Origin of the sequence: Winogradskyella eximia (genome assembly GCF_003386165.1) — a bacterium.
In the GTDB taxonomy this organism is placed as follows: domain Bacteria; phylum Bacteroidota; class Bacteroidia; order Flavobacteriales; family Flavobacteriaceae; genus Winogradskyella; species Winogradskyella eximia.
In genome coordinates, this window is the sequence record NZ_QRDV01000008.1 from 124,866 (window position 1) to 143,724 (window position 18,859).

The following is an 18,859-nucleotide window of genomic DNA, read 5'->3' on the forward strand; positions in this document are numbered from 1 at the left end:
AGTGCGCTATTAGTCTTTTAGCAATAGGACTTATTATTTTGTTTATAACCGGTTTGTACCATGTAATTTTTATATTTACTTGATCATATAAAAACGAGCTCAATGAAACACTTACTGTTCTTACTAATTGCTTTTACATTACCAAGTAAAGCACAAACAAGTAAAGTGCTTGAGCCCAAATTAGAAAACATTGCATGGATTGCTGGAACATGGCATGGTGAAGCTTTTGGTGGCATCACCGAAGAAATTTGGAGCGAACCTTCTGGCGGTTCTATGATGGCAACGTTTAAATTAATTAACGACGGAAAAGTCACCTTCTACGAAATTGAAGTCATAAGAGAAGTCGAAAATTCATTAATCCTTCAATTAAAACATTTCGGCCCAGATCTTAAAGGCTGGGAAACGAAAGATGAAACCGTTGATTTTCCTTTAATAGAAATCACAGAAAACAAAGTGGTTTTTGAAGGCATGTCCTTTGAAAAAAATTCAGATAATGAAATGAATGTTTATGTGGATATCAAAGACAACGGAAAAACGGAAACCGTAAAATTCAATTACAGAAAAACTTTAAAAAACAGCAAACCACTGAAACAGCTGATTAAAGTTAAACATGCAAAAGAAACCATAAATATTGATGGTATTGCAAATGAAACCATTTGGAAAAATTCAGAATGGCATCAACTCGATCAGTTATGGTTAGGTGAAGCCTATACGGCGGACGATTTTAAAGGGCGATACAAGTTATCTTGGACTAAAGATGCCCTTTATCTTTTGGCAGAAATACAAGATGATGTTATTGTAGACACTCACAAAGATCCTCTTGTAGCGTGGTGGGACGATGATTGTTTAGAAGTATTTATTGATGAAGACAATAGCGGAGGCGAACATCAATTTAATCATAATGCCTTTGCTTATCATATTGCTTTAGATGGCAATGTGGTTGACATGTCTACGGAGAAAACAGGTAAACTTTATAATTCTCATATCGAATCTAAAAACATAACCATAGGAAACACAACCATTTGGGAAGTAAAAATGTCACTATACGACAATTCATACAATGACCATGGAGAAAATACACCTGTAAACTTAAGCTCCAATAAAAACATAGGATTCGCTCTTGCATACTGTGACAACGACAGTAGTATAGAACGTGAAAACTTCATAGGATCTATTTCTGTTGAAGGTATTGACAAAAATCGTGGTTGGATTGATGCCAATATTTTCGGAACTTTACAATTAATCGATTAACAACTTCAACATAATGAAAATCGCAATCAGCTCAGTATTTCTAATGGTCTCTATTTTACTAGGTGCACAAACCGACCAAAATATTTATGACATCATTGATGCTGTTTCGGAAGAACGTTTAAAAAAAGACGTACAAACGTTAGTCGATTTTGGAACACGCCATACACTAAGCGATACCATTTCTAATACGCGTGGTATTGGAGCTGCGCGTCGTTGGATAAAATCTGAATTCGAAACCATTTCTAAAGATTGTAACGATTGCTTAGAGGTCTTCTACCAAAAGGATTTAGTAAAAAAAGGAGAGAATCAACGTATCGTTAAAGACGTGATGGTCGTTAATGTTGTTGCCATTCAGCGAGGCACAAAATATCCAAATCGCTATATCATAATGAGTGGTGATATCGATTCTAGAGTTTCTGACCCAAATGATTTTACTTCAGATGCACCAGGTGCTAATGACAATGCCACAGGAATGGCAGGTGCTATTGAAGCTGCTAGAGTATTGTCTAAATATAAGTTTGAAAGTAGTATTATTTATGTGGGACTGTCTGGTGAAGAACAAGGTTTGTTTGGAGGGCAAGGTTTAGCAAAATATGCGAAGGAGCATCATTGGGATATTATTGGAGTTTTAAATAATGACATGATTGGAAATATCTCTGGAGTGGATGGTGTGATTGATAATCGCACTTTCCGAATTTTCTCAGAACCGATTACAACGTCGGAAACAGATCCTGAAACATTAGCAAAACAAGCGAGAGCCAGACGTTTTTATGGTGGTGAAGTCGATGGTATTTCGCGTCAGTTGGCACGATTTGTATATAAAACAACAAAAACCTACATGCCAGAGATGAACCCAATGCTAGTGTATCGCTTAGATCGTTTTGGACGTGGAGGTCATCATAGACCTTTTAACGATGCGGGCTTTGCTGGTATCCGAATTATGGAAGCTCACGAAAATTACACCCAACAGCATCAAGATATTCGTACAGAAAACGGGATTGCATACGGAGACACTTTTGAACATGTTAACTTTCCGTATTGCAAAAAATTAACCGCTGTCAACGCCATTACTATGGCAAGCCTTGCTTCTGCTCCACCGTCTCCAACCGAATTTAGTATTGGTGGCATTGTGGAAGCCTCTGCTAAATTACAATGGAATAACGTTGAAGGTGCCAAAGGTTATAAAATCTATTGGCGAGATACCACTTCGCCAACTTGGGATCACAGCCGTTACGTAGAAGGTGCTACCGAATTTACCTTAGACGGTATCGTTATTGATAATTTCTTTTTTGGCGTGGCAGCTGTAAATGCTAATGGCCATGAAAGTGTTGTTGTGTTTCCAAATAAAATTTTAAGATAAACAGCAATGAAAATCAGTCAGCTTAAACCGTTAATACCAGAATTATTTTTAATGGTTTCCGTTTTATATTATTGGGTTTTAACTCTTAATCTTTTAAATCCAATTGCTATGGGTTTATTAGCTATTCTTATTTATCTTATTATAAGCAAAAAAGCAACATTAGGATTAGTTATTTCAGTTGTCTTTATTGCTTTGAATTTATTTCTGGTTTTAGCATTAATTTCTGAATTATCAGAATTTGAAGTCATTAATCAAAATTATAACAACCTTATTATTTTTGGCTCCTTATATCTTGGATTAAATTTAATATTGGCAGGATTTATGTTTTATAAATACTTGAAATTAAAAACGAATTAAAATTGAAAACTAAGTTACTCCTACTATTTGTATTGACATTTTCGACCATACAAGCCCAATTGCTTCAAGATAAGGGAGAATTCACCAAACAAGATACACTTAGAGGAAGCATTACTCCAGAACGTGAATGGTGGGATTTAACCTATTACTTTTTAGATCTAAAAATCTTTGAATCTAAGAAATATATTTCAGGCGTAAACACTATAAAATACAAAGTCTTAAAACCTCACCAAGTTATGCAAATAGACTTACAAGAGCCTATGCGTATAACCTCAGTTTACCAGGATAATGAAAAACTAAAAGTAACTCGAGATGGAAGTGCACATTTTATAACGTTAATCAAACCGCAAACTACAGGAACAATTAATACGCTTTACGTATCTTATGATGGGAAACCAAAAGAGGCGATTAATGCCCCTTGGGATGGAGGATTTTCTTGGAAGAAAGACAAAAATGGCAAGGATTTTATTGCTACCTCTTGTCAAGGTTTAGGAGCAAGTGTGTGGTGGCCCAACAAAGACCACATGTACGATGAAGTGGATAGTATGCATATTAGGATTACCGCGCCTAAAGATCTCATTCCTGTTTCCAATGGTCGGTTAGTACATATTCAAGATCACCCTAAAGCGAACATATATACCTGGTTTGTAAATAACCCAATTAACAATTATGGCGTTAATGTAAATATTGGAGACTATACCAATTTCTCTGAAGTCTTTAAAGGTGAAAAAGGGGATTTAGATATGGATTATTGGGTGCTTAAAGATAATTTAGAACTAGCAAAAGCGCATTTTAAAGATGCACCAAAAATGATGAAAGCCTTTGAACATTGGTTTGGTCCTTATCCATTTTATGAAGATAGTTTTAAATTGGTTGAAGTCCCTTATTTAGGCATGGAGCATCAAAGTTCTGTGACCTACGGAAACAAATATAAGCAAGGCTATTTAGGACGAGATTTATCTGGCACAGGTTGGGGTTTAAAATTTGATTTTATTATTATCCACGAAGCTGGTCACGAATGGTTTGCTAACAATATCACCAACAAAGACATCGCTGATATGTGGATTCACGAAGGCTTCACCTCCTACTCTGAAAATCTATTTTTAGACTATTATTATGGCAAAGAAGCGTCTGCCGATTATGTGATTGGTACACGTGCTAATATTCAAAACGATAAACCTTTAATTGGCACCTACAATGTGAATAATGAAGGCTCTAGCGACATGTATTATAAAGGAGCTAATATGTTGCACACACTTCGTCAACTGATTGAAGATGATGAAAAATGGAGACAAATACTGAGAGGTTTAAATTCTGAATTTTATCATCAAACGGTGACTACAAAACAGATTGAAGATTACTTAAGTGAGCACTCTGGTATTGATTTAACGGCTTTTTTTAATCAATATTTAAGAACGACTAAAATTCCGACTTTAGAATATGAAATAAAAGCGGGTGAGTTAAAGTATCGCTGGACCGACATTGTTGAAGGGTTTGATATGCCTATTCAAGTTGACATTGATGGCAAATCCGAATGGTTATTTCCAAAAGCCGAATGGCAATCTAAAAAAGTCTCTTCTCAAGATTTCAAAATAGATAGAGACTTCTACGTGAATTCTAAAAAATTATAACCTTTGGAATTACCAGAATTATATTTTAAAACAGATACGGATTGGCGCGAATGGTTACTAGACTATCATGACTCTGTAAAAGGCGTACATTTAATTTTCTACAAAGTAGATCATAAAAAGGAATCTATGCGTTGGGAAGAGGCGGTAAAAGTTGCCCTTTGTTTTGGTTGGATAGATTCCACAGTAAAAAGTTTAGGAGACGGAAAGCGTAAACAATATTTTTGCCCACGACAACCCAAAAGTGTCTGGAGTGCAGTAAACAAAAATCATATAGCGCAATTACATAAAGCGAACTTAATCCACCAAAGTGGACACCACTCTATTAAAATTGCAAAAGAAAATGGCAGTTGGACAGCATTAGATGATGTAGAAAATGGAGTTATTCCCAGTAATCTTCAACAAGCCTTTGATGCTAACAAAAATGCTTTTGAAAACTACCTCAACTTTGCTCCTAGCTACAGAAAACATTATTTATACTGGCTAAATCAAGCTAAACGCGAAGCGACCAAACAAAAAAGAATCGCAGAGATTATTAAACTCTGCGATGCTAATATTAAAAGTCGTGATATTTAGTAAATTATAACCCACTAATATAACTTCCATAAGGGTCTTTAAACTGCATACCTTCAGAATAACGATACTTACTTAATTTTTTAAATTGCGTTAAACCCCAAAGAATAAATTCCTTTTCAAAATAGACATCTTTAGGATCAATTTCTGGCTGATAATCTGCAATTAAAGCATCTAACGGAGTGACCTCATCTAATTTTGCCTTATAAGTTGCATCATTATAATCATCTAACAATTCAAAACCATCTCCATTAAAGAACCATGAGATTAAGTCATCGTAAGGTGTTTCGTCACGTTGTTTTTCTAGTTTTTCAACTTTAGGAAAATATTTAGGGAATAAGGTTTTTACTGCAGCCTCCATTAAAGCGTTAGCTACAAAATCGGCACCTTCTTGTTCTCCTTCGTACACTAATTCCACTTTTCCTGTAATTGCAGGAATCACTCCTGTAAAATCCGATAAACGTACAGCAGTTGTATCATCTCCTGCTATTAAAGCACGACGTTCTGCGGTACTTAGTAAATTCTCAAAAGCCGTAATACTCATACGTGCACTGACACCACTTTTTACATCTACATATTCACTTTCTCTGGCTTCAAAACTGATTTGCTCTAAAAGGTCTTTAGCTAGTTCTGGAACGTAAACAGATTCCGATTGTCTAGAATCTAGCTTTGCTTCTTGTGCAGTAATTGTTCTTGCCGTTTCTACATCTTCAGGATAATGCGTTAAAATCTGAGAACCAATTCTATCCTTCAAAGGAGTCACAATGCTTCCTCTATTGGTATAATCTTCAGGATTTGCTGTAAACACAAACTGCATATCTAAAGGTAAACGCAATTTGAAACCTCTAATTTGAATATCACCTTCTTGCAAAATATTAAATAAGGCGACTTGAATTCGTGCTTGTAAATCTGGCAATTCGTTTATAACAAAAATGCAACGGTTCGCTCTTGGAATCATACCGTAGTGAATGACACGATCATCAGCATAACTCAATTTCAAATTGGCTGCTTTTATCGGATCGACATCACCAATAATATCGGCAACGGTTACATCTGGTGTGGCTAATTTTTCAGCAAAACGATCATTTCTATGTAACCAAGTTATTGGAGTATCATCTCCTTTTTCAGCAATCAATTCTACTGCAAATCTTGAAATCGGTGCTAAGGGATCGTCATTAATTTCAGAACCTGCTACAATTGGAATGTTTTCATCCAACAGATTCACCATCATCCTTGCCAAACGTGTTTTTGCCTGTCCTCTTAATCCTAATAAATTAATATTATGTCTAGATAGAATCGCACGTTCTAATTCTGGAATCACGGTATTTTCATAACCATGAATGCCTTCAAACGTATTGACTTTATTCTTTATATTTTCAATAAGATTATCTCTCAATTCATCTTTAATAGACTTTGATTGATATCCTGTTTTTTTTAATTCTCCGAGTGTACTTATGTTTTCTGTTTTCATTGTATAGCTTTTGGCCATTGGCTTTTCGTTGTTAGTAACTTCAAATACATAAAAGCTAAAGGCTAACACCTAAAAGCAAACAGCTAATTATTTATCCTTTAATTCTCTTCTTCCTATTGTTTTCGTAATCTTCAAAAATCATTTCGCCTAAACCTTTCAATCCTGTGTAGAATGCTTTTCCTCTATTGGCTTGCGTAAATTTTCTAATAAATTGCATTAAATACGGATCTTCTGCAATCATAAAAGTTGTTATTGGAATATGTAAACGTCTTGCCTGTTGTGCCATCGCATAACACTTGTTGGTGATATACGGATCTAAGCCATTACTATTTTTATAATATTGGCCGTCTGGCATACGTAAGCAACTAGGCTTGCCATCCGTAATCATAAAAATCTGCTTGTTGGTATTTCGTTTTCTGCGCAACATATCCATCGCGAGTTGTAATCCTGCAACCGTATTGGTATGGTAAGGACCGACTTTTAAATAGGGTAATTCTTTGATTTTAATTGGCCAAGCATCATTACCAAAGACTAATATTTCTAAAGTGTCTTTTGGATAACGTGTGGTGATTAATTCGGCTAAAGCCATAGCGACTTTTTTCGCTGGAGTAATTCGGTCTTCCCCGTACAGAATCATACTATGACTAATATCAATCATCAAAACCGTACTCATTTGGCTTTTGTGAAGGGTTTCTTCAACAACCAAATCATCTTCTGTTAGACTAAAATCGCCAATACCATTATTGATTTGAGCGTTTCTAATGCTTTCAGTCATCGAAACTTTATCTAAACTATCACCAAACTGATAAGCTCTAAAATCACCTGTATGCTCGTCACCAAGTCCAACACCTTTGCTTTTATGGTTGCCAGAACCGCTACGTTTTATTTTTCCAAAAATATGATCTAGTGCTTGTTGTCTAATAGCACGTTCTGTTTTTGCAGTAATTGTCATGCCTCCTTCACCTGCGCCTGTAGGATCAATTTCTTCTCTTATGTAACCTTTATTCTTTAGGTCTTCAATAAAATCATCAATAGTATATTCTGGAGTCGTTAATTTGTATTCTTTATCGAGCTCTCGTAACCAATCGATAGCTTCATCAAAATCACCCGAGGTATGGGTAATGAGCTCCTTAAAAATTTCGAAAAGTTTTTCGAAAGGAGACTGATGCGGAGCTTCGTAGGTTTTAAAGACGAAACCCGATTTATTTGTTTTTTCTTTCATGTGTTTTTCTTTAATAATATTTAACTGACACATGCAGTTCGCGACTATTCTCTGTCTTTCTGAGATGAAATTTTAAGAATGCGCGTTTCATAGCTATGTAAAAATAATGCTTTTTAGCTCGCTTCAATAAGCATTAACATCTCTTTTAGAAATGATTTTTTAGATATAGCGATGTTTAAACTTTTGTTTACCTTGACTTCAAGACGTTAAAATAAAGTCTTTTTAAAAGGTTTCTATTGTAAGTGAGAATTATAAACAAAGATTTAATAAGTGTTCTAGAAACACTTTATTACATATGAAGCTTCAATCTTTAAGTAAGACTCAAATTTATATGTGGTAATCGCAGTAGTTTGGTTTCGGTTTAAAATTCGGAATAGACTTAAGCAAATAATTAAGTGAGATTTTAATTATTCTACACGTCTTAAGCCTTCTAAATCTTCTATCTTTACATGTTTTCCTGTGGTAGATATTAGACCTTCCTTTTTAAATTGAGATAAAATTCTAATGGCAGACTCTGTTGCTGTGCCCACTAAACTGGCATAATCTTCTCTAGATAACATAACACCTAAAAACCCTTTCTCATCAGTATTAAAAGTTTCATATAAGTAAATTAGAACATCTGCTAAACGTTGCTTTACAGATTTCTGAGCCATATCTACAATGATATTATCTGCGACTCTAAGCTCTTTTGCCATTTCCTGAAGCATGTCTAGAGAAAAATTAGCATTATTGGTTAGGTCATTAATAATCTCATTTCTAGGTATAAAACAAATTTCCATGTCATTCAAAGCAATAGCTGTAAGATTCGATTTCTCATCTGTAACTAAAGAACGTTGCCCAATTAAATCACCTCTAACAACCAATTTTACAATTTGATCCTTACCGTTGGCACTTAATTTAGATAATTTACAAACACCATCTTTTACACAATAAACACCATTAATACTTTCTCCTTCTCTAAAAAGAATTTCTCCTTTTTTAATAAACTTTGAAGTCTTACATCCCGAAATTCGAATTAAATCATCTTTCCCTAAAGCTCTTAAAGAATTAAACTGTTTAATTATACATTGTTCACATTTACTCATTCCAAAATCTATTATATTCAAAGTTAATCAAAACATGACAAATATCATAGATTATAATAACTAGATTTGTGACTTTTGTTACAGGTATAATTGAGCAAATTTTAAAATGGAAAACAAACATTGTTTTCATTGTGGTGATGATTGTGGGAATCACCCAATTACATTTCAGGACAAATCATTTTGTTGTAATGGTTGTAAAACCGTTTTCGAAATTTTTAACGAAAATGATCTTACGTGTTACTACGATTTGCAAAATTCTCCTGGAGCAGTTCCAAAGGAAATTGAAGGTAAATACGATTTTCTAACTCAAGAAAACATAATTGAAAAACTAACTGAGTTTAGAGGCGACTCTATTGAAATTGCAACACTATACATTCCGCATATTCACTGTAGCTCTTGTATTTGGATACTTGAAAACCTAAACAAACTCAATCCTAATATTTCAGATTCTCAAGTTAATTTTGGTAAAAAAACGGTTAGAGTTACCTATAATTCTGATACTACCAACTTAAAATCTGTAGTCTTATTATTAAGCTCTATTGGTTACGAACCTTATATTAGTTTAGACGATTTTAACTCAGGTAAAAAGCAAATTAATAGAACTTTAATTTACAAACTTGGAGTTGCTGCTTTTGGGTTTGGTAATATTATGTTTTTATCTTTTCCGGAGTATTTTGAAGTTAACGAATATTGGTTAGAACAATACAAACCGTTATTCCGTTGGTTAATGTTTGCCTTGTCGTTACCTATCGTATTTTACTCAGCTCAAGATTATTTTATTTCAGCATTTAAAGGCTTAAAGGCAAAAATTTTAAATATTGATGTTCCAATTGCGCTAGGAGTTTCAGTACTTTTTATAAGAAGTACTATTGAAATTATGTTCGATTTAGGTTCTGGATTTTTTGACAGTCTCGCTGGTTTAATATTTTTTCTTTTAGTTGGGAAATTCTTTCAACAAAAAACATATGAGTTCTTATCCTTTGAACGCGACTATAAATCTTATTTCCCTATTGCCATAACTAAAATAAATAAGGAAGGTTATGAAGAAACGATTCAAGTTTATGATATAGAAAAAGGTGATCGTATTTTAATTAGAAATGAAGAATTAATTCCTATTGACGGCATCTTAATTAATGGTAACGCAAAAATAGATTATAGTTTTGTTACTGGTGAATCACAAACCATTTCAAAACAGTCTGGAGATAAATTATTTGCAGGTGGAAAGCAAACCAATGGTGTTATTGAAATGGAAGCTTTAAAATCTGTTGAGCAAAGTTACTTGACGCAATTGTGGAGTAACGATGTTTTTAATAAAAACAAAGAAGAAGGTTTTACTAGTATTACCAATACCATTAGTAAACATTTTACAATAGCCATTTTAACTATTTCTGCAGTTGCAACTTTATTTTGGTTATTTGTTGATCCTAGTAAAGCGATGAATGTTTTTACTGCTGTATTAATAATTGCATGCCCTTGTGCTATTGCACTTTCTGCACCATTTACCTTTGGAAACTTATTGAGAATCTTTGGCAAACAAAAATTCTATGTTAAAAACGCAAGTGTTATAGAACAATTGGCACAAATAAATACCATAATTTTTGATAAAACGGGTACAATTACTTCTAATAAGGATAGTAGTGCAGCATATGATGGAGAATTACTTTCAGATTCTGAAAACATAGTCCTAAAGAATTCACTCAGAGGATCTAACCATCCGTTAAGCAGAACTTTATATCATATTTTAGAGGAAAACAACATTATTACACTCGATGCTTTTGAGGAACATATAGGTAAAGGTATAGAAGCAAAACATAATGCCGTAAACATGAAAATTGGCTCTGCAAGTTTTGTTGGTAACACAAATGAAAAAACTATTCTAAACACCACAGTACATGTAAGTAGTAATAATATATATAAAGGAAAATTTACATTCTATAATAGTTACAGAAAAGGGGTTTCAAAATTATTTAATCAATTAAAACAGCAATTTGATTTAGTGATCTTATCTGGTGATAATGAAGGTGAGCGCGAAAATCTAAAAAAATTACTGCCATCAAAAACTAAATTAATTTTCAATCAAAAACCAGAAGATAAACTCGATTTTATAAAATACCATCAATCCGAAGGCGCAAAAGTATTAATGATAGGTGACGGATTAAATGATGCAGGCGCATTAGCACAAAGTAATGTTGGTATAGCCATCTCTGAAGATGTCAATGTATTTTCACCAGCTTGTGATGCTATTTTAGATGCTTCAAGATTTGAACAATTATATACATTCATAAAGGCCTCCAAATCCGCTATAAAAATTATAAAATGGAGCTTTGTATTGTCATTTTTTTATAATCTTATTGGGTTATATTTTGCTGTAACCGGACAACTTGAACCTGTAGTTGCAGCTATTTTAATGCCTTTAAGCTCTATTAGCATTGTTATATTTACAACTATTGCTACTAATATTTTAGGTAGAAGAATTATAAAAAAAACAGAAAAACCACATAAGTCACTAGCTACAAGCACAATCTGCTTATAATTAGTTCGAATAAAAAATTAAAAGTTAATAAACAGTTAAAAAAAATCATTAACATGATAAAAATCATGTTTTAAGAATAGGTTCAATATTATTTTTGGGCCATAACTTCAGTAGGTATGAGTGTTATTTATATTTTATTAACGGTTAGCGTAGTTGTTGGCGTGACTTTTTTTGTCATTTTTATAATGGCAGTAAGGTCTGGTCAGTACGATGACGATTATACTCCATCTGTACGCATGCTATTTGAAGACGAACTAGTAAAAGAACAAACTAATATATCAAAACAAACTAAAACTAAAACCGACTAATATTTTTAATATGGAAATGCAACAATTCTATTACGATAATAAAATCGTTAAAAAATTCCTCTATGCCACAATAGTGTTTGGTGTGGTTGGGATGCTTGTAGGTCTTCTTCTGGCCTTTATGTTTTTATTCCCAAACATGACCGATGGTATCTCTTGGTTAAGTTTTGGTCGATTGAGACCATTACACACCAATGCAGTCATCTTTGCCTTTGTAGGTAATGCGATTTTTGCAGGAGTTTACTACTCTACACAGCGTCTCTTAAAAGCTAGAATGTTTAGCGACTTATTAAGTAATATTAATTTTTGGGGTTGGCAACTTATTATTGTAGGCGCTGCAATTACGCTTCCTTTAGGATATTCAACATCAAAAGAATATGCCGAGTTAGAGTGGCCTTTTGATATTGCGATTGCAGTAATATGGGTAACCTTTGGTATTAACCTTATTGGTACAATGCTTAAGCGTCGTCAACGTCACTTATATGTAGCTATTTGGTTTTATATCGCGACGTTTGTTACCGTAGCGGTACTTCATATTTTTAATAGTTTAGAAATTCCTGTGAGTTTTACAGGTATGAAAAGTTATTCAGTTTATGCAGGTGTACAAGATGCCTTAGTGCAATGGTGGTACGGACACAATGCGGTTGCATTCTTCCTTACTACTCCTTTCTTAGGGTTAATGTACTACTTTGTACCTAAAGCAGCAAATAGACCTGTTTATTCATATAGACTTTCTATTGTTCACTTTTGGTCATTGATCTTTATATACATTTGGGCAGGACCTCACCATTTATTATATACAGCATTACCAGAATGGGCACAGCATTTAGGTGTTGCATTCTCTGTAATGTTATTGATGCCATCTTGGGGAGGTATGATAAACGGACTTTTAACCTTGCGTGGAGCTTGGGATAAAGTACGTACAGATCCTGTTTTAAAATTCATGGTTGTGGCTATTACTGGTTATGGTATGGCGACTTTTGAAGGTCCAATGCTATCCCTTAAAAACGTAAATGCTATTGCACACTTTACTGATTGGATTATTGCTCACGTTCACGTTGGTGCTTTAGCTTGGAATGGCTTCTTAGCCTTTGGTATGATTTATTGGTTAATTCCAAGATTATTTAAAACAAAATTACATTCTATTGGTTTAGCAAATGTTCATTTCTGGATTGGTACATTAGGTATTATGCTTTATGCATTGCCATTATATGTTGCAGGTTTTGCACAAGCAAGTATGTGGAAGCAATTTAATCCAGATGGTACATTAGTTTACGGTAACTTCTTAGAAACTGTAACGGAAATAATGCCAATGTATTGGATGCGTGCTATTGGTGGTACACTTTACCTTACAGGTATGCTTATTCTAGTATTTAATGTAATCATGACGATTGTAAAATCTGAACATAAAGTAACTGATGAATTAGCTGAAGCACCAGCATTAAAACGCGTATCTAAGAGTCGTGTTGCAGGTGAAGGATGGCACACTTGGTTAGAGCGTAAGCCAGTACTTTTAACAATATATGCTACAATTGCCATTTTAATTGGTGGTATAGTTCAAATAATTCCAACAATTGTTGTAAAATCTAACATACCAACTATAAGTAGTGTTAAGCCTTACACTCCATTAGAGTTAGAAGGAAGAGATCTTTACATCAGAGAAGGTTGCGTAGGATGTCACTCTCAAATGGTTCGTCCGTTTAGATCTGAAGTAGAACGTTACGGTGAATATTCTAAAGCTGGAGAATTTGTTTACGATCACCCATTCCTTTGGGGAAGTAAACGTACAGGACCAGATTTACACAGAATTGGAGGAAAGTATTCAGATAACTGGCACTTTAATCACATGTACGACCCTCAAAGTACCTCTAGTGGATCTATAATGCCTTCTTATAAATGGCTTATTGTAGGTGAAGGTGCTAAACTAGACAAATCCACTATTGAAAAGAAAATGGAAGTTATGGTAACTTTAGGTGTACCATATACAGAAGAAGACATTGCTAATGCTCAGGCTTCAATGTTAGAGCAAGGAACTAAAATAGAACAAAGTCTTTATAATGATCCAGATTTTGTAGCTTCATATGAAGCAGACAAAGCAGCTTCAGGAGACGAATTCATAGAAATGCGAAACAGAGAAATCGTTGCCATGATTGCGTACTTACAACGCCTTGGAACCGATATTAAAGTAAAAGATATTATAGACGAAACTGCTCAAAACTAAATTATTATGTTCAAATTTATAAAAGGCCATTTAGAAAGCATTGCTGGTATTGAAATATACCCAATGATATCGCTTCTTATCTTTTTTATCTTCTTTGTTGTGTTATTCTATTGGGTAATCACAGCTAAAAAAGATTATATAACAACTGTTAGTAATATACCATTAGACAACCAAAACGACACCGAAATATGAGACATTTAATCCCATCATACATTAGAGTACCTGTTATCTTTTTCGCCATTGCAGGACTCATAGAATACTTTGTAGATTCAGGTGATCAACCTGCATTTATTGAGCAACCTATTATTTTACTATTCTTAGTTCTTGTACTATTAGTACTTATTGGAATAGAAGGTATTGTTAGCTCAATGGATAACATTCTTTTTCAAAGCTTAGATGAAAAAGGCAAAGAACGCTATTTAGCATCAAGGACTAAAGCACCTCAATTTGAAAAAGTTAATGCGCTTTACGCAAAACTAGTAGGTAAACACAAACCTATTGAAGAAGAAAGTGAGATTATACTAGATCATAATTACGATGGAATTAAAGAATTAGATAATAATTTACCACCATGGTGGGTTTATAGTTTTTACATCTCTATCGTTTTTGCAGTCATTTATATGGTGCGTTATCATGTACTAAATGCAGACGATCAGTTTGTAGAATATGAAATTGAATATGCAGAAGCTAACGCTGCCATTGAAGAATACAAAAAAACAGCTAAAGGTTTAGTAGATTTTAATACCGTAGAGCTCTTAACTGAAACAGCAGATTTAAATGCTGGTCAAAAAGTTTTTGAAGCCAACTGTGTTGCTTGTCACAAAGCTGATGGTGGTGGTGGAATTGGACCAAACCTTACTGATAATCACTGGATTTTAGGTGGAGGCATTAAAAATGTTTTCAAAACGATTTCTGAAGGTGGTAGAGATGGAAAAGGAATGGTATCATGGAAATCTGAATTAAAGCCTCTACAAATGGCTCAAGTTGCTAGTTATGTTTTAAGTTTTCAAGGCACAACACCTGCTGAACCAAAAGCTGCAGAAGGTGACATTTGGGTAGAAGAAGGTGCTGTTAACACTAATACAGAAGCTACACAAGATAATAGCGACACCACTACTGAAGAAGTAACTGAAGCTGTTGAAAACGTAGTATCTAATAATTAATTAGAAGTTACAAAAAATGGAAACGCCAGACAATGAAGTTTTTAGAGATTCAATAGGTACCATCGACGAAGAAGGTAAACGTAAATGGGTATTTCCTAAAAAACCTTCGGGACCTTTATATGAGAAGCGTAAAATAGTCAGTTATTTTCTATTAGCATTTTTACTTGCTGCTCCTTTTATAAAGATCAACGGTAATCAATTTCTATTATTTAATATTCTAGAAAGGCGTTTCAATATTTTTGGTTTTCCATTTTGGCCACAAGATTTCTATCTCTTTGTAATTTCAATGTTGATAGGTGTTGTTTTCATTACCTTGTTTACAGTAGGTTTTGGACGTGTGTTTTGTGGTTGGATTTGTCCTCAGACCATATTCTTAGAAATGGTCTTTAGACGAATTGAATATTGGATAGATGGTGATCGTAATAAACAAATGCGTTTAGATCGTCAAAAATGGGATGCAGAGAAAATTAGAAAACGAGTACTAAAATGGTTTATCTTTTTAGTCATTTCATTCTTAATTGCTAATGTCTTTTTAGCCTATTTAATTGGAGGGGACAAACTCTTAAAGTATATTACAGAAGGGCCATTTGAGCATACAGGCACACTTATTCCGTTGCTAATATTCACAGCTGTCTTCTATTTTGTATTTGCATGGTTTAGAGAACAAGTATGTATAATAGCTTGTCCATACGGCCGTTTACAAGGTGTACTTTTAGATAATAAATCTATCGTTGTTGCTTATGATTATAAACGAGGAGAAGCTGATAATGGCAGAAAGAAATTCAGAAAAAATGAAGATCGTGAAGCCTTAGGTCATGGTGACTGTATTGATTGTAATCAATGCGTTAACGTTTGTCCTACTGGTATTGATATTAGAAACGGTACACAATTAGAATGTGTTAATTGTACTGCTTGTATAGATGAGTGTGATCACATAATGGAAAGCATAAATCTTCCTAAAGGCTTAATTCGTTTTGCCAGTGAAGATGAAATTGAAAAGAAAGAGCCTTTTAAAATAACGGCTCGTATGAAAGGTTATATCGCTGTACTGACTATTTTAATAGGTATTTTGGCAGGTATGTTATTATTACGTAGTGATGTTGAAGCTAGAATATTACGCTTACCAGGACAATTATTTGAACATAAAGAAAATGGTATTATTAGTAATGTTTACACCTTTAAGCTAGTTAACAAAACCTCTCAGGACATTGATAATTTAAGTTTCAAATTAAGAGGATGGGATGGTACTATAAATGTTGTATCTACATCTGAGACTTTTGAAGTAGATGCTCAAGGTATAGCGGAAGGCACATTATTTATTGAATTAAAACAAAGTGATTTATCTGGTGATAAAAACGAGGTAATGATTGATTTATATAGTGATGGTGAGTTAATTGAAACCACATCTGTATCATTCTTAGGACCACGAAGTTTTAATTAGATATAAAATACTAAGATTCTGAAATACTTTCAGAATACAATTAAAAATGGAGATTCCCATTAGGGAAGTTGAATTATGAAAATAAATTGGGGAACAGCAATTGTAATAGCGTTTGTATGTTTTATATCATTTATCATGTATTTTGTTATTACCATGAGTACTGGCACAAAATACGAACATGATTTGGTGGTAGAAGATTATTACGGTCAAGAACTTCAATTTCAAGAAGATATTACTCATGAAGAAAATTCTAAAACATTAAAAACCAATGTAACCTGGAAAAAAACAAATGATGGCATTGTTATCACGTTTCCAGAAGATTTGGATATTAACTTAATTAAAGGTAAAGTGTTCCTATACAGACCATCTAACAAGCAATTAGATTTTGAAACACCGATTTCACTATCTAACCATAATTTGCTCATACCTGACAAACGCATGTTGGATGGTCGTTGGAACATTAAAATAGACTGGAAATATAACACTAATTCTTATCTTTATAAAACCGAAATAACATATTAAATGTTGTTTTCAGCTTTCATATTAGGATTATTAGGGAGTTTACACTGCGTAGGTATGTGTGGCCCAATTGCCTTTATGTTACCTGTTGATCGGTCTAATTCTTTCAAAAAAGTAAGTCAAATTGCAATTTATCATTTTGGCAGATTATTATCTTACAGCTTAATAGGCTTGGTTTTTGGTCTCTTAGGTAAAAGCTTTTATCTATTTGGTATACAGCAACAACTCTCTATCATCATTGGTGTATTAATGATTATTATAGTGATTTTACCGCATAAAGTCATCGGTAAATACAACTTATCAAAACCTTTATACCGAATTATATCCAAAGTAAAATCATCTCTTGGTAAAGCCCTAAAAAAGAAAACGGCAGATACATTTTTAACTATCGGTTTTCTCAATGGTTTTTTACCTTGTGGTTTAGTATATATGGCTGTTTTTGGATCTATTGCTACAGGAAGTCTTTTAGAAGGCAGTTTATACATGATTTTATTTGGACTTGGCACTATTCCATTAATGACTACCGCTATTTATTTAGGTAAATTTTTAAACAGCACTATAAAACAACGCATCCAAAAAGCCATTCCTGTTTTTGTGGTTGTTATTGGTGTTTTATTTATTCTTCGTGGTTTAGGTCTTGGCATTCCTTACATCTCTCCTGCTCCAATTGTAGAAACAGCTACGAGTGCCATAGAGTGTCACTAAACAGCAAATAAACTCTCTAAACATATAACAATTATTATAGCTATATTTATTCCTATAAACATTAATTAAAGATTGTAATAACCTGAAACTATTAAGATTTCAGAAATAAAAAAAACGTCAAAAGTCTAAACTTTTGACGTTTAATTTGATGTTAAAAACCCTTAAGACAATAACACCAAATACTATATTTTAAAAGTCATTACAGGCAACGTAGAATGATTAGCGATATCTTCGGACACACTACCATCGAAGAAATGAGATAATCCTTTTCTGCCGTGAGTTGCAACAGCTATAACATCTGCACCAATCACATTTGCAAAATTTAGAATTCCTTTTTCTATAGAATAATCAGACACTACATTAACGTCTTTTAAGTTATCTAAACCACCTTCTGCAATTCTTAAAAAAGCGGCTATTTTCTTATCAATTTCAGAAGAACTTCTAAAATTACCATCTGGAGAATTTACATACACTAAATGCATTTTAGTCCCTAAAGCATCAAACGTTTCCTTTGCTTTTAAATAAGGTTTTACAGCCTCTTCTTCAAAATCACTAGCAAAGACCGCATTTTCAAAATCTAATAATATTGGATTATGCTTAATTACTAAAACAGGGATATTAGCATGTCTAACCACTTTTTGGGTATTAGAACCAATTAACACCTCTTTAAAACCACTTGCACCTTGTGAGCCCATTACAATTAAATTTGCATCATGCTCAATGGCTATATCGTTTACTTCACTCCAAACCTTAAAGTGTTTTACAATTGGTGTAACTTTAATATCTTTTAGATAAGGCTTATCTAAAAAGGTATCAAACTTTTGTTCTGCTAATTTTAAATAAAAAACGGCCTCTTGGCTTAAAGTTTCACTAGCTGAAGAAATAATTGCATTAGACAATTCTAACATGTGTAAAACAATAAGTTCTGAGTCAAATTTTTGAGCCAAACTTGCTGCTGCTTCTAGTGCAAACTCTGAATGTTCAGAGAAATCTATGGGTACAATTATTTTTTTCATCGTTTTTTT

17 protein-coding genes are annotated in these 18,859 nt (G+C 33.5%); 13 read left to right on the forward strand and 4 right to left on the reverse strand.

Annotated elements, in window-relative coordinates; all coding sequences use genetic code 11:
- The first annotated feature begins 102 nt into the window (after positions 1-102).
- The 5 genes from DFQ10_RS15455 to DFQ10_RS15475 are packed head-to-tail and all read left to right on the forward strand — an operon-like array spanning position 103 to position 5,172.
- On the forward strand, positions 103-1,251 hold the full coding sequence (locus DFQ10_RS15455; protein ID WP_245940745.1) for a DUF6265 family protein: 1,149 nt from the start codon (positions 103-105) through the stop codon (positions 1,249-1,251).
- A gap of 13 nt (positions 1,252-1,264) precedes the next feature.
- Complete coding sequence (locus DFQ10_RS15460; RefSeq protein WP_115818342.1) at positions 1,265-2,611, forward strand: M28 family peptidase; 1,347 nt, start codon at positions 1,265-1,267, stop codon at positions 2,609-2,611.
- Positions 2,612-2,617: 6 nt separating this feature from the next.
- Positions 2,618-2,968 carry a hypothetical protein gene (locus tag DFQ10_RS15465; RefSeq protein WP_115818343.1) on the forward strand — a complete coding sequence of 117 codons (351 nt, stop codon included), beginning with the start codon at positions 2,618-2,620 and terminating at the stop codon, positions 2,966-2,968.
- Positions 2,969-2,970: 2 nt separating this feature from the next.
- A complete protein-coding gene (locus DFQ10_RS15470) occupies positions 2,971-4,599 on the forward strand; it encodes a M1 family metallopeptidase (RefSeq protein WP_394347250.1) in 1,629 nt (542 codons plus the stop codon).
- A 3-nt stretch (positions 4,600-4,602) separates the two neighbouring features.
- A complete protein-coding gene (locus DFQ10_RS15475; protein ID WP_115818345.1) occupies positions 4,603-5,172 on the forward strand; it encodes a YdeI/OmpD-associated family protein in 570 nt (189 codons plus the stop codon).
- A gap of 4 nt (positions 5,173-5,176) precedes the next feature.
- Here the strand turns inward: DFQ10_RS15475 and DFQ10_RS15480 are convergent, their stop codons facing one another.
- The 3 genes from DFQ10_RS15480 to DFQ10_RS15490 form a co-directional block, all read right to left on the reverse strand.
- Entirely contained in the window at positions 5,177-6,640 is a 1,464-nt protein-coding gene (locus DFQ10_RS15480) for a MoxR family ATPase (protein ID WP_115818460.1), read from the reverse strand.
- 91 nt (positions 6,641-6,731) lie between these two features.
- On the reverse strand, positions 6,732-7,862 hold the full coding sequence (locus DFQ10_RS15485) for a vWA domain-containing protein (protein WP_115818461.1): 1,131 nt from the start codon (positions 7,860-7,862) through the stop codon (positions 6,732-6,734).
- A 407-nt stretch (positions 7,863-8,269) separates the two neighbouring features.
- A complete protein-coding gene (locus DFQ10_RS15490; protein WP_115818346.1) occupies positions 8,270-8,947 on the reverse strand; it encodes a Crp/Fnr family transcriptional regulator in 678 nt (225 codons plus the stop codon).
- Positions 8,948-9,053: 106 nt separating this feature from the next.
- Here DFQ10_RS15490 and DFQ10_RS15495 point away from each other — a divergent pair, with 106 nt between their 5' ends.
- From DFQ10_RS15495 to DFQ10_RS15530, 8 genes are all read left to right on the forward strand, one after another.
- Positions 9,054-11,480 carry a heavy metal translocating P-type ATPase gene (locus tag DFQ10_RS15495; protein WP_115818347.1) on the forward strand — a complete coding sequence of 809 codons (2,427 nt, stop codon included), beginning with the start codon at positions 9,054-9,056 and terminating at the stop codon, positions 11,478-11,480.
- Positions 11,481-11,596: 116 nt separating this feature from the next.
- Positions 11,597-11,788 carry a cbb3-type cytochrome oxidase assembly protein CcoS gene (gene ccoS, locus DFQ10_RS15500; protein WP_115818348.1) on the forward strand — a complete coding sequence of 64 codons (192 nt, stop codon included), beginning with the start codon at positions 11,597-11,599 and terminating at the stop codon, positions 11,786-11,788.
- A gap of 10 nt (positions 11,789-11,798) precedes the next feature.
- Positions 11,799-14,006 carry a cytochrome-c oxidase, cbb3-type subunit I gene (gene ccoN, locus DFQ10_RS15505; protein ID WP_115818349.1) on the forward strand — a complete coding sequence of 736 codons (2,208 nt, stop codon included), beginning with the start codon at positions 11,799-11,801 and terminating at the stop codon, positions 14,004-14,006.
- Between the two features lie 6 nt (positions 14,007-14,012).
- Positions 14,013-14,198, forward strand: coding sequence for a CcoQ/FixQ family Cbb3-type cytochrome c oxidase assembly chaperone (locus DFQ10_RS15510; protein ID WP_115818350.1), 186 nt, complete (start codon positions 14,013-14,015; stop codon positions 14,196-14,198).
- Positions 14,195-15,169 carry a cbb3-type cytochrome c oxidase N-terminal domain-containing protein gene (locus DFQ10_RS15515; RefSeq protein ID WP_115818351.1) on the forward strand — a complete coding sequence of 325 codons (975 nt, stop codon included), beginning with the start codon at positions 14,195-14,197 and terminating at the stop codon, positions 15,167-15,169. The genes DFQ10_RS15510 and DFQ10_RS15515 overlap by 4 nt, the downstream gene beginning before the upstream one ends.
- 16 nt (positions 15,170-15,185) lie before the next feature.
- Positions 15,186-16,610, forward strand: a complete 1,425-nt coding sequence (ccoG, locus tag DFQ10_RS15520) for a cytochrome c oxidase accessory protein CcoG (RefSeq protein ID WP_115818352.1) — start codon at positions 15,186-15,188, stop codon at positions 16,608-16,610.
- 75 nt (positions 16,611-16,685) lie between these two features.
- Positions 16,686-17,132 carry a FixH family protein gene (locus tag DFQ10_RS15525; RefSeq protein WP_115818353.1) on the forward strand — a complete coding sequence of 149 codons (447 nt, stop codon included), beginning with the start codon at positions 16,686-16,688 and terminating at the stop codon, positions 17,130-17,132.
- On the forward strand, positions 17,133-17,834 hold the full coding sequence (locus DFQ10_RS15530; protein ID WP_115818354.1) for a sulfite exporter TauE/SafE family protein: 702 nt from the start codon (positions 17,133-17,135) through the stop codon (positions 17,832-17,834).
- Positions 17,835-18,016: 182 nt separating this feature from the next.
- On the opposite strand, the gene DFQ10_RS15535 is transcribed toward DFQ10_RS15530, so the two are convergent.
- Positions 18,017-18,850: a universal stress protein gene (locus DFQ10_RS15535; RefSeq protein ID WP_115818355.1), complete on the reverse strand. Its 834-nt coding sequence runs from the start codon at positions 18,848-18,850 to the stop codon at positions 18,017-18,019.
- Between the last annotated feature and the right edge of the window lie 9 nt (positions 18,851-18,859).